Annotated in this window: 7 protein-coding genes and 1 pseudogene; 7 read left to right on the plus strand and 1 reads right to left on the minus strand. The window is 57.8% G+C overall.

The window, feature by feature from the left end; all coding sequences use genetic code 11:
- Positions 1-38: 38 nt before the first annotated feature.
- Entirely contained in the window at positions 39-176 is a 138-nt protein-coding gene (locus tag EEB11_RS18810) for a hypothetical protein (RefSeq protein WP_210134470.1), read from the minus strand.
- A gap of 219 nt (positions 177-395) precedes the next feature.
- Between EEB11_RS18810 and EEB11_RS18815 the strand changes: the two are divergent.
- From EEB11_RS18815 to EEB11_RS18865, 7 genes and pseudogenes are all read left to right on the plus strand, one after another.
- Positions 396-1682 (plus strand): annotated as a pseudogene (locus tag EEB11_RS18815) (tyrosine-type recombinase/integrase).
- A gap of 255 nt (positions 1683-1937) precedes the next feature.
- Positions 1938-2798 carry a BrxR family helix-turn-helix transcriptional regulator gene (locus EEB11_RS18820; protein WP_135434067.1) on the plus strand — a complete coding sequence of 287 codons (861 nt, stop codon included), beginning with the start codon at positions 1938-1940 and terminating at the stop codon, positions 2796-2798.
- Positions 2782-5901: a sigma-70 family RNA polymerase sigma factor gene (locus tag EEB11_RS20170; protein ID WP_245299012.1), complete on the plus strand. Its 3120-nt coding sequence runs from the start codon at positions 2782-2784 to the stop codon at positions 5899-5901. Before EEB11_RS18820 ends, EEB11_RS20170 begins: the two co-directional genes overlap by 17 nt.
- 40 nt (positions 5902-5941) lie before the next feature.
- Positions 5942-7411 carry an ATP-binding protein gene (locus EEB11_RS18850; protein WP_245299013.1) on the plus strand — a complete coding sequence of 490 codons (1470 nt, stop codon included), beginning with the start codon at positions 5942-5944 and terminating at the stop codon, positions 7409-7411.
- Positions 7408-10296: a Z1 domain-containing protein gene (locus tag EEB11_RS18855; RefSeq protein ID WP_135434071.1), complete on the plus strand. Its 2889-nt coding sequence runs from the start codon at positions 7408-7410 to the stop codon at positions 10294-10296. Before EEB11_RS18850 ends, EEB11_RS18855 begins: the two co-directional genes overlap by 4 nt.
- On the plus strand, positions 10280-11290 hold the full coding sequence (locus EEB11_RS18860) for a PD-(D/E)XK motif protein (protein ID WP_135434073.1): 1011 nt from the start codon (positions 10280-10282) through the stop codon (positions 11288-11290). Before EEB11_RS18855 ends, EEB11_RS18860 begins: the two co-directional genes overlap by 17 nt.
- Positions 11287-13092 (plus strand): AIPR family protein, encoded by a 1806-nt coding sequence (locus tag EEB11_RS18865; RefSeq protein WP_135434075.1) that lies wholly within the window; start codon positions 11287-11289, stop codon positions 13090-13092. Before EEB11_RS18860 ends, EEB11_RS18865 begins: the two co-directional genes overlap by 4 nt.
- Positions 13093-13140: the final 48 nt, after the last annotated feature.

Raw genomic sequence — 13140 nt, forward strand, 5'->3', positions numbered from 1 at the left:
AAATCAGCCGGAAATCTGTCCAAGAGTTGGGGAGTAGCTCAGGTATCATACTCGTAGAGCGCATAAGCCGCGCGCTTCTGATCCACGCTAGGCTGGCAAAGGCCCAAATTTTCGATCTCCACCCCGTCGACAGGATCGCCAGTGTAGGTCATCCCAACCGTCAGCACCCGTTTCATTGTATTCCCTTCAGCAATTCTATGAAGCGATCTCGCACCGCATGTTCTGGCTTGAGTTACCACAAGTCGGCGCATCCGCAGAACCCCTTGATATTCTTGACCGGAATTCCCTTCTCCACTTCAATTCCACCTTCCGCCTGTATTCCGCCCCCTGCCCCATGCTCTGCATGATAACCGCACGGGTCTACGCCTGTGTTGGGGAGCAAGGAGGCCGGGCACATGGTCAAGCAATTGAAACTGAACGAGAAAGCCCTACGCGATGCTGAGCCAAAGCCGGGCGTCAGCTATCAGATTTTTGACACCGAGGTGATCGGGTTTGCTGCCCGGGTTCAGGCCTCGGGCGCGCGGACCTTCACCATCAACTACCGCCATGCCGGACGGCAGCGGCGGATGAGCATCGGGCGCTGGCCGGAGTGGAGCGTGACGGCCGCCCGCGAACGCGCCAAGGAACTGCGCCGCGCCATCGACGAGGGGCACGACCCTTTGGCCGTGCGGGAGGATTTTCGCGAGGCCCCGCGCGTCAAGGACATGATCGACCGCTACATCCGGGAACACCTGCCGAAACTGGCGAAAAACAACGCCGGGGACCAGACCTCGATGCTGAAGAAGATGGACGAACCGGTCTGGGGCAACAAGCTGGTGACCGAAATCACCAAGTCCGACGTCGCCCGGTTCCTTGATTTCCTGGCAGAGGGCCGCCCCCGCCCCAGCAAGGAAAAGCCCAACAACCGCGCACGGAAGCTGCAGGGGCACAAACCCACCCCGATCAGGGCCAACCGCACCGGCGAAGTGCTGCGCAAGATGTTCACGTTGGCGATGGAATGGGAATGGCGCGCCGACAATCCGGCGCAGGGGTTTCACCGGCGCATCGAGGAGGCGCGCGAACGATTTCTTGGACCCGACGAACTGGCCCGGATCGCAGCAGTCCTCGACAGCGCCGAGGATCAGCGCGCGGCGTCGATCATCCGCATGTGCATGCTGACTGGTGCCCGGGTGGGCTAGGTGCAGACAGCGCGGTTCGAACAGTTCAACCTCGACTATGTTGTCTGGTCCAAACCCGCCTCAACCACCAAGCAGCGCAAGATCCACCACGTCCCGATCTCGCAGGAGGTGGTGGCCATCGTGCGCCAGCGCCAGCTTGTCGTTCCGAAGAGCAATCCATGGCTCTTCCCCGGCGAAACTGTCGGCCAGCCGGTTCGGGAAATCCGCCGGTTCTGGTTGAAGGTGCAAAAGGACGCCGACCTGCCCGATCTGCACATCCACGACCTGCGGCACACCTTTGCGTCCCTGCTGGTCAGCGGTGGCGCGTCGCTGGAAATGATCGGCAAGCTCCTTGGCCACACGCAGGTCCAGAATACGGCGCGCTATGCCCATCTCGCGGCCGAGCCGGTGCGGATGGCGGCCGACGCCGTCGCGCAGAACCTGCGGCAAGCTACTCGGGTGATTGTCGGAGCGGATGACTCAGGCACACAACTCTCTCCCGTGCCAGTGTCCGCCACTGCGTGATGGTTGCGAAGCTCTGCGCACACGCGACGCACACTGAAGTTCTGAAGTCCCAGCTGGTCCGCCGGCGGTCCAGCCGCGCGCCAAATTTTGTAGAACACTGACGCGCTTTTAGGGGCCCATGCCCACTCCACGCAGCCATGTGGCTTTGCGAGCATTTTCGATTGATCCCGAACCGGCACGCAGCTACGATTCTTGAGTGCACAGAAATTGGGCGCGCATATTTAACGTTCGCACCTACCGTAACGGGAAATTGTGATGGACAACAACATGCCGGGGCTTCGTTGGGGGGTCGAGCAACGTCTCGAGTTCATAGAGTTTCGCTTGTTTTGGGAGGGGCACGTGAATCGTAGCGACGTGATGGAGAAGTTCGGGCTGTCGGTGAACCAGGCGTCATCCGACCTGAACCGCTACATCGGTCTCGCGCCGGATAACATGACCTACGACAAGAGCCTACGGACATATGTCCGTGACACAAGGTTCACACCCATCTTTAACAAACTCGACGCAGGACGCTACCTCGCTCAGATTCGAGCAGTTGCAGACGGGATACTCGATCAAGAAGACTGCTGGATGGCGGGACTGCCAGACTACGATGCCGCGCCCACCCCGGCCCGCGGGATCGCCCCGGCGACGCTCAGATCCGTCATCAAGGCCATACAACGATCCGAAGCCATCGAGGTCAAATATCAGTCCCTTTCAACTCCTGAGCCGCGTTGGCGCTGGATAGCGCCGCACGCGATCGCATTCGACGGGTTTCGGTGGCACACACGGGCGTTCTGCCTAACCGACGAAGCGTTCAAGGACTTCCTGCTCTCGCGAATGCGGGAGATTCGCGGGTCTCGGGTGAGCGACATATCCGCGGAGGACGACCGGGACTGGAATACCGAGATCACCTTGGAGATCGGGCCCCACCCCGCCCTTTCGGAAACTCAGGCAAAGGTCATCGCGCTGGACTACGGGATGCGCGAGGGCAAGGCGAACATCAAGGTCCGAAGCGCGCTGTTGTACTACGCGCTTAGGCGTCTGGGACTTGATACTGATCCCGGCGCAAGGAAGCCCCAAGACCAGCAGATCGTGCTTCTCAACAGGGAGGTCATTCATGAAGATCATAGATAGACTGTCCCATATCCTCGGCAGTCGCCCCCGAGCGACGAGCGAGCCTGAAAGCCATGTTCTTGACCCACTCGAGATAAGACTGATTGCCGAAGGGAAGCTCGAGAAGCTGGCTGATTTTGCGGCATCCTCTCGCCTCCACACGCCCGATCCGAAGGGAGACACACCACTCCATCTCGCCGCGCGTTTTGGAAACCTCGCTGTTTGCGATCTTTTCATTCGCTCTGGTGCGGACCCGACACAGCTGAATCACGACCGAAATACACCCTCAGATGTAGCACTTGCTGAAGGTCATGACCTCACCGCCCAGCTACTATCGTCTCTTGTCTCGAAATCTCCAACACTCGAAAAAGTCAAAGAAAGCCACAACACTTTAAAACCCGAGACCACAACAGCCTTGAAAGGCGCTGTTTCAGAGGATCCATTTTTTGATCCCCCACAACAATCGTCAGAAGAAAAAGTGAAAAACATTCTTGAAGGATTCGAAGAAGCGTATTGGACCGAACCAAGGCGCGAAGAGCTGCGGAGATTGTGGTCCATGGGTGTGGAACCGGGCCAGATCGCCAAAAAACTCGGGGGGCATTTTACTTCGGGTGCAATCCTGAACGAAATTCACCGTTTAGGTATCTACAGCCGCAGGGGTAAAATTAGTAGGTGCCCCGACCCCACACGCTACGAAGTGATGCCTAAATCGATCGACGTATCGGCTTGGTCGGACGAAAGGGTCAACCTTCTGAAAAGGATGTGGGCCGAGGGCCTTAGCGCCAGCCAGATTTCGATGGAACTGGGTGGGGTCACTCGCAATGCGGTGCTCAGCAAAGTACATCGGCTAGGCTTGTCGAATACGAGGGGGCCGAATGATGAGCGTCCCGACCCCACACGCTACGAAGTGATGCCTAAATCGATCGACGTATCGGCTTGGTCGGACGAAAGGGTCAACCTTCTGAAAAGGATGTGGGCCGAGGGCCTTAGCGCCAGCCAGATTTCGATGGAACTGGGTGGGGTCACTCGCAATGCGGTGCTCAGCAAAGTACATCGGCTAGGCTTGTCGAATACGAGGGGGCCGAATGATGAGCGTCCCGACCCCACACGCTACGAAGTGATGCCTAAATCGATCGACGTATCGGCTTGGTCGGACGAAAGGGTCAACCTTCTGAAAAGGATGTGGGCCGAGGGCCTTAGCGCCAGCCAGATTTCGATGGAACTGGGTGGGGTCACTCGCAATGCGGTGCTCAGCAAAGTACATCGGCTAGGCTTGTCGAATGAGCGGCTCGCTGAGATTGGCCGCATCGAAAACGATCGATATGGCGGGGCGGTGGCTGTTGCTGAGCAAACCAATGAAGGTCCGCTACAAAAGCTAATCTTGGAACCCTCGCGCGCCGACGCATCTCCCGACCAAGTTGATAAACTGGATGACTTGCTGTTTTTCGAAGCCGAAGAAGAACCAGAGAAATTCTTTGATCAGCACACGGGCGATTCGGCATCGGGGACATTCGTAGCGCTTGTCAGTTCGTCACCGGTGGTTTCGGATGACGAGGATGGAGATTGGAATCTCGACCTTTCACCTGCACCGATTGCCGGTGAGGGCATCAGCTCCAGCACCGCTGTGGCCGTCGATCACGGTGCAGAGAGTGACTTCCTGCAGGTCCGCAACCGCGGACGACAATCGGTCAAACGAGCAGTCGTCCAGACTGGCACGCGGATATCGATCGACCCGCACATCTGCTTCACCTGGGCAGAGGAAATTCTGGCCAAGGGACGGTGCTCCCTCGATGATGTCGACGGCTTGGTCGCCCATTCCGAAGGGAACTGTGATCTCGAGGAACTGCGCATAAATCTCCAGCGCAACCTAGAAGCAGCGGGCTTCGATCTCGATCAGGCGACGGGGCATGATGCCGATCTCTGGGACGCCGTCTCGGACACCTCGTTCGATGACCTCGCTGACGCGATCGAGGCAGCCCTTTCACGTCGGACGCGGCTGCCCGGTACTCAGCGCTTCGTCATGGGCAAATCAGACGAGCTGCAGCTGCTGGAGCCCTTGATGCGGGCCAAGCAGGAAATCCAACTGGGCATTCTGGCCTCCGAGACCGCCGTCGAAACGATCCTCAATGTCGTGGACAGCATCCGCGACGGTTCTCGAGACCCCGGCTCGGTCTCCCTAAGAGCCATTCTTGCCTCGCGTCCAAGCCATGCGGAGACGTCCGAAGTAATGGCCGCTGCGGACGCCCTAAGGTCGTGGCACACCACCGGCCGGGTGATGGACGGCAAACTACGAAGAGAAGCACTCGCTGCGCTCGAGGCACTGGATCTCTCTCTTGCATTCCACAAGGAGTTGGTCCGCAGACTGGAACAATTCCCAGCGTGCCGAGCCGAGGCCAGTCAGCTGGAAGCCGAAATGATGGTCTTCGAATCCGCCACTGAGCAGCTTATCCGCCAGCACCTGCCTTACGTGCGGCGCTTTGCCTCGCGGAACGTGGAGGAAGGCGAGGATCCAGGGGACGTCTTTCAGGTGGCATTCATGGGTCTGCAGCGTTCCACAAGGCGATTTGATCCCGAGCGTGGTTATCGCTTCCTCATCTACGCAAGTTACTGGATGCGGCAGGCCATCACGCGATGGCGCGTTGATGAAGGCGCGGCGATCCGCATTCCCGTGCATCGGCACGAGAAGCTCACCAAGCTTGATCGTGCCCTCGACAGGCTGGACGTTCGGGTCGGCGGTGCCGTTTCCGACCTGGAACTTGCTGAAGAGCTCGAATGGGCAATCGACGATATCAGACAGCTCCGCGGCATCCCGCGTGAAGCCGAATATCCGGCAAGCATTGATGACTGGGACAACCTGCTGCCCGAGCCTTCAGAAGCGGATATCTTCGACCAGGCAGAAACCGAAAGGATCGTGACAGACGCACTGGCTGATCTGCCAGAACGTCAGGCTGATATAATCCGGATGCGCTTCGGGATCGGGCGCGACACAGGCATGACTCTTGAGGAGATCGGTCAACTCTATGGAGTGACGCGCGAACGCATTCGCCAGATCGAGGCGAAGGGCTTGGATCGTCTTTCGCACCCGGGCCGCAAGCGTCGCCTCCACGACTTGTTGGGGATGTAGTGGCATGGGTGTGAGAAACGCTCCTCCACACGCGGGCTCTATGCTTGAGTCACTTCGAGGACTTGGGTACGCGCTTCCAACTGCACTTGCCGATCTGGTAGACAATTCCATCGCGGCGAAATCGACGGATGTCGCAATCCATCTCGAATGGGCTGGCCCGGAGAGTTGGGTACGGATCGTCGATGACGGCGACGGCATGGACGACGCTGCTCTTGAAGCCGGAATGCGGCTCGGCGCGCGCGATCCGCGGGCTGAACGTGACGCCAGTGACCTCGGGCGCTTCGGGCTGGGACTTAAAACAGCGAGCTTCTCGCAGGCTCGGCGACTGACCGTAGCAAGCCGGCGAAATGGCGGACCTGTCGTGTGCCTGCAATGGGATCTCGATCTGATCGGTCAAGAAGCGGGTACCGAATGGCCACTTTTTGAAGGGCCCGCACCGGGATCAGAGCATCTGTTTGCACCGCTCGACTTTATGGAACATGGCACCATCATCTTATGGGAAAAGCTCGACCGTATCGTGACCGAAGGCTTCGCGGCGGCCGACATGATCGAGCTTGCTGATCGCATCGAGGCGCATCTTGCGATGACCTTTCATCGCCTACTGGAAGGTCAACAGCCCGAACTTCGTGTGCTTCTTAACGGAAGACAGGTAAAGCCGTGGGATCCATACCTGATAGGGCATCCGGGCAAGGCACTGGAAAGTCCGGAGTATCGCATCCTTCACACCATAGGAGTGAAGGTCCAATGCCATATCCTACCGCATCGCGACATGCTCAAGACCGCCGCCGAACAGGAAGCAGCGGCCGGGCCAGGGGGATGGACGCAGCAAGAGGGCTTCTACGTCTACCGCAACAGGCGTCTCCTTCTTGCTGGGGGCTGGCTGGGCCTCGGCGATGGCGGCAAACCTTGGCCGCGCGATGAAGCACACAGGCTTGCCCGCATCCGGCTCGACATCCCGAACAGCGCGGACGCAGAATGGAAGATCAATGTCCTGAAATCGACCGCCAGTCCGCCGGTTAGGCTGCGTTCCCAGCTTCACCGCCTAGCATCACAGACCCGCGACACTGCACGTCGTGTTTTTGCCCACCGGGGTCACATTACGCCGGTCACGGGAACGCGAACAAACGCTGCCGCAGAGACTTGGCAGGTACGGCGATCGGCGCAAGGTACATCATACCGAATTGACCGCGACCATGACCTCATCGCCTCTATCCTGAACCGCGCCGGCTCCCTCAAGCCCGACATCCTCGCTCTCCTCAGGCTCATCGAGGAGACCGTTCCTGTTCAACGCATCTGGCTGGATACAGCGGAAGACAAGGAGACACCGAGGACAGGTTTCGCGGGGGCACCAGAGAGTGAAGTCATCGAGACACTAGCATCGATGTTCGAAGCACTTGTGAAGTTTCGCGGACTTAGCCCGCCCGAGGCGCGGGAAAGGCTCGGGCGCACGCCACCATTCGACCGGCACCTCGACTTGATTTCAGCTCTTGAAGTGAAAGAAACGCAATGACGATTTCGGACCAGAAGGCTTTTGATTCAATTCTTTCCATGGCGCAGAATATGCTTCGTCTTGCTGCGGAGCGCGCCCAGACTGCCGTTACCCCGGAAATGATCAATAAGGAGCTGAAGAAGCTAGCGATCATGATGGAGGAGGACTTCGCCCTTGTTGATCGGGACGCTCTCGTTGACGAACTGATCCGCCGATCAAGCCGTACGGTGGGCGAGAACGCCACGCTCTCCAGCGGAGATGGCCACATCGCATGGCTCGATGCGGAAAGGAAGAAAGGCTGGACTTACTGGCAGCGGTATTCGGAGTACATGGAAGCGCGGATCCCCTGGATAGCTCTCGACGCCCTCGACTTGGCGACCGATGAAGTCCTTTCGCAGCTTGAGGATCCGACTCGGGAAGGGGCGTGGGACCGACGCGGACTCGTTGTGGGCCACGTGCAGTCCGGAAAGACCGGTAACTACACCGGCCTCATCTGCAAAGCCGCCGACTCTGGATACAAGATCATTATCGTGCTGGCTGGCCTGCACAACAACCTGAGGGCCCAAACCCAGATCCGACTAGACGAGGGCTTCCTAGGATTTGCCACCATTTCTGACGCTGACGAGCTCCCGGCAGTCGGGGTGGGTCTGATTGACAATGACACCTCGGTCCGTCCAAACGCGGCAACCAATCGCAGTGACAAGGGCGACTTCAATACGGCGGTCGCGGCCAAGATGAACATCAGCCCCGAACAGCGACCGTGGCTGTTCGTGGTCAAGAAGAACAAGACTGTCCTTGAGCGCCTGCTGCATTGGATTCGCAACCGGGTCGCCAACTATGTTGACCCCGTAACTGGTCAAAAAATTGTCACAAATCTGCCGATTCTGGTGATCGACGACGAGTCCGACCACGGATCTGTCGACACTGGTGAAGACGTTGTAGACGATTTTGGTAACCCGGACCTGGAGCATCAGCCAAAAACCATCAACAGGCTGATCCGCTCGATCCTCCATCACTTTTCGCGAAAGGCCTATGTCGGGTACACAGCGACGCCATTCGCAAATATCTTCATACACGACCGCGGCGCAACACAGGAGCACGGTCCGGACCTTTTTCCAGCAGCCTTCATCACCAGCTTAGCGGCACCATCGAATTACGTTGGGCCGGGGCGAGTGTTCGGATCAGCCTCGAGCACGCCAGACGACTTGCCCCTAGTGCGAGCCCTGCCAGATGATCAATTCCAGCCTTGGATGCCAAGTAAAACGACAACATCTCCGGAGATTAAGCCACACAAGAACGGACATCATCCTCGTTGGAAAGGAGAAGATCGCGTACCGGACTCGCTCGCAGAAGCGATCCGTTCCTTCGTGTATGCTTGTGCGGTGCGGAAGCTACGAGGACAGGGCAACAAGCACTCTTCAATGCTCATCCATGTGACCCGCTTCACTTCGGTTCAGAGCGAAGTTGTCAACCAGGTTTCCGAGTATCTCAGGTATCTGAAGGGCCGATACACCCGCAACATTGAACTGGCTGCCCTCGAAGCGTCCATGCGCTTAGAGTATGAAGCAACCTTTCTGCCCGGAATGCAGATGATCCGCGTTGCCCTCGTCGAAGGGGAAACGCTTGACGACTTCTCGTGGTCGGACATTCGTTCAGTCCTCCCAGATGTACTGTCGGATATTCGCGTGCGCGAGATCAATGGCACGGCGAAAGATGCGCTCGACTATGTCGAGAACGATGGAACCGGCTTGAAGGTGATTGCAATCGGCGGCGACAAGCTTGCGCGTGGCCTGACGCTTGAAGGCCTCTGCACGAGTTACTTTCTGCGGACCGCGCGTATGTACGACACCCTCATGCAGATGGGCCGGTGGTTTGGATACCGCGATGGTTACCTCGATGTGTGCCGGCTGTATACCTCGGAGGAAATGGTGGAGTGGTTCGGCCATATCGCCGATGCCGCCGAAGAGCTGCGCCAGGAGTTCGACAACATGGTTGCGGCCGGTGCTACTCCCAAGCAGTTTGGCCTGCGCGTAAAGTCCCACTCCGTGCTGACCGTGACCTCTCGAGCCAAGATGAGAAACGCTCGCGCGATGCAGCTTACCTATTCGGGCGATTTGCTGCAGACCATAGTGTTTCCTAACCGCAAGGGCGACATAACGGCAAACCTCAACGCCACAGATCGCTTCATCAGCACACTTGGCCCGTCGAAAGACCTGAACCACCAACTCTTCGTGCCAGAAGGTCAGAAGTGGAACGGTCACCTTTGGCGGGATGTAAAAGCGTTGAGCGTGATCTCTTTCCTGAGGGAGTACCGCACCCACACGGCAAGCTTCCGGATCATGAGTCCGCTGATTGCTGATTTCATTGAGGAAATGAACAAGGATCAGGAACTCACGAAATGGACCGTAGCGCTGATCGGAAAAGAACAACCCGGAACAGAAAAGTCAGTGGGTGGCGTGATGGTCAAGATGTTGGATCGCCGCCGAGCAGCTGAGCATGCGGATCGCTACTCCATCAAAACCCTCATCTCGCCACGTGATCAGGCCATAGACCTGACAGAGGCGGAGTGGAATGCCGCCCTCGAGCTGAGTCAGAAGACATGGCGCAATGACACTGATCGAAACGAAGGCAAGGAACGTCCGTCTGAACCTAGGGGCCCGCAAATTCGACACGTTCTTGGAGAAGGCGTAGCTGACGCGGGCATTCCGGCTCGCCGGGAACGCGGTCTCCTGATGCTCTACCTACTTGATCCCGAAGGTGCCGATGTCGATGACTTGAAAGGTGCTGATCCTATCGTGGCTTGGGCAATCAGTTTTCCGTCAAGTACATCCGAGAGAAGGGTTTCCAACTCCAGTTACATCGCCAACAGCGTTCTCTGGGGAGGCATAAATGACTGGGTGGACTGAAGATGGGCTGACACGTGCGTGGAGAGCACTAGCGCGCCAAGAAGCCGCAGAAGACTGGCGGTTTGTCCACCTTACCGGAATGGGCGTTGTATCAGTCGAAGCAGGTTGCCATTTTCCTCTTGGTCGGGAAGCGCTAATCGTCTCCTTTCAGGGATCATCGTCGGTCAATCCAGCGCAGCTACCGGAAGGAAAGGGCTTCGATGTTGCCTGTATCGAAGGTCAGACCGTCTTTGCCGGAAAGACGGCGATCGGCTTGGTGAGACGGCCAGAGGGGTCCCCAGAAATCTTCACCATCATGGTCGTCGACGTCCTGAGAACGCTCGCCGTTGCGGCCAGCACGACGAACGGCGACGTCATGCACGCCTTCCTTGAACGGGTAAGGGAATGGCAAGCGTTCATGTCTCGTAGCCACCGGCCACTGTCGCCTGATGCGCAGATCGGCCTGCTAGGAGAGTTGTGGATGCTAAGGCTGCTTGCCGACACTTCTCTCGCAGCCGGTGCGCTCGACTGCTGGTACGGACCTTTGCGGGCGGCACAGGACTTCCACGTTCGAGGTGGAGCGATAGAGGTAAAGAGCACTGTTCGGACCGGCAGCTTCCTCGCTCGGATCAACAGCATCGAGCAGCTGGATGGCGACAGGATGCCGACCTTCCTCTGCGCCTTCCGCTTCGAGGAAAACACTGACGGGATCTCGCTCGTCGGCCTCGTGTCCGAACTACGCGAGAGGTTCAGACTGGCCGGAGTGCAACGCGGATTTGAGGCGTTGCTCATGGTGATGGGATACCTCGACGAACATGCGTCGCTCTACGGGCGAACCCTGACATTGAAGGATGCGAGAGCATTCCGCGCCGAAGGTGACATGCCGCGCATCACGCGCGCCATGTTGCCCGCTGCTATCCGCTCAGCGGCTTATGTGCTCGACCTCGATGCTTTGGAGATTCCATCAATTGGGTTTCCGGAGCTGATCAACCAATTTGGACTGGACCAATCATGAGCCTTGAAGAGTTCCATCGCAACTTCCGGTCCGACCTGCAGACTACCATTGCCGAGCGCGTGGAAGCTGGCGAAGGGCCTTTTCCTTCAGAGGAGCTCGTCTTTGCAGAAAAGGTAATGGAACATGTCGCTGATACAGGGATCTGTGACGAGCCAACCATATGTCACTGGAACGGCAAGGTCGGCAACGCGAAGCTGCGGATTACTGGCTATGCCCTCAGCTCCGATGAAACCGCGCTTGACCTGTTCGTGACCCACTATTTTGGCACTGAAGAGTTACAAGATCTGGCTGACTCAGATGCAACGACAACCGCAAGTGAAGGCGTTCGCTTTCTGTTTCGCGCAGCGAGTGGCAACCTCGATGCGAAGATCGATCCCACCCATCCAGTCCGAGACTTGGTCGCGACCATCCGGTCCCGCTGGAGCGAAATCGACCGCCTTCGGGTGTTCGTTATCACTGATGGAAAAACCAAGACCAAACGCTTTTCGAACAAGGAAGTGCACAACAAGATGGTGGCCGTCGAGGCCATGGACATAGAAAGACTGTTCCGCCACACAGACGGCAAGCCCAGAGACGAACTGGCAGTCAGCTTCGTTCAGTCGATCGGCCGACCACTTCCTTGCGTCCATGTCCCCGATCCGGATGCCGACTATGAGTACGCGCTGACCGCGATTCCGGGGCAACTCATTCGCGATCTTTACTTGCGCTTCGGATCCCGCCTGCTCGAAGCCAACGTGAGGACATTCCTCGGCGCGAAGCGCGCCGTGAACAAGGGCATCGTCGAAACGCTGCGAACCGAACCTGAGCATTTCCTTGCGTTCAACAATGGGCTTGTCCTCGTCTGCGACGAGGCAGCGTTTGAGCGAGCCGAAGACGGAAACCTCGGGCTTTCCTTTCTGAAAGGGCTGCAGATCGTCAACGGTGGCCAGACGACCTCTTCGATTTACTTTGCTTCACGCGACGACCGAACCATCGACCTTAGTCATGTCATGGTTCCGGCGAAGATCATTATTCTCAAGGGATCACAGGATGATGCCCGCGAGCGGCTGATCAGCAACGTCTCACGCTATGCAAACAGTCAAAACGCGGTGAAGATGTCGGACCTGTCCGCCAACCGGCCCTTTCACGTTCAGCTTGAGAAGCTGGCAAACGAAACCTGGTGCCCAGACGGCGCAACACGGTGGTTCTACGAGCGCGCGGATGGAGCTTACAACGTGATGCTCCTGAGAGACGGCAACACTCCGGCGAAACGTCGAAAGCTGCAAGAAATGATCCCGCCCAAACGAAAACTGAAAAAGAACGACATCGCAAAATATCATGAATCGTGGCGTGGCAAGCCAAACCAGGTAGCGATGGCGGGCGAAAAGAACTTCGCTGCCTTTATGTCTGCAATCGATGATGATCCAACCATAGTCCCCAACCCACTCGACGCCCGCTGGTATCGGGCGATGATCGCAAAGGTCATTCTCTTCAAGGCGATCGAGAGCATGATCAAGACGAAGGACGCTAAGGAAACTTTCCGCCAGGCATGGGTGAACATCGCCACATATGTCGTATCGGTGGCTGCGGACCGGCTTGGTGACAGGCTCGACCTCGAGCAAATCTGGATGCGACAGGGGATTTCTTCGGGTCTGCGCGACTTACTCTGGGATTGGGCTGTGATCGTGAATGCCGAATTCAATAGGATTGCACCGGGTCAACAGATTTCGGAAGTGGCGAAACGCCCAGACACGTGGGCTAAAGTAAGAGCGGCAGACTACCCGATGACGCAACGCGGAATATCTGAAATGCGAACAAGTTGACCAAGGAATGATCAGAAGCCGCCTGAGGGAGCGTTCGCCCATCTTCGT

This window comes from Pseudotabrizicola sediminis, from assembly GCF_004745575.1.
GTDB lineage: Bacteria > Pseudomonadota > Alphaproteobacteria > Rhodobacterales > Rhodobacteraceae > Pseudotabrizicola > Pseudotabrizicola sediminis.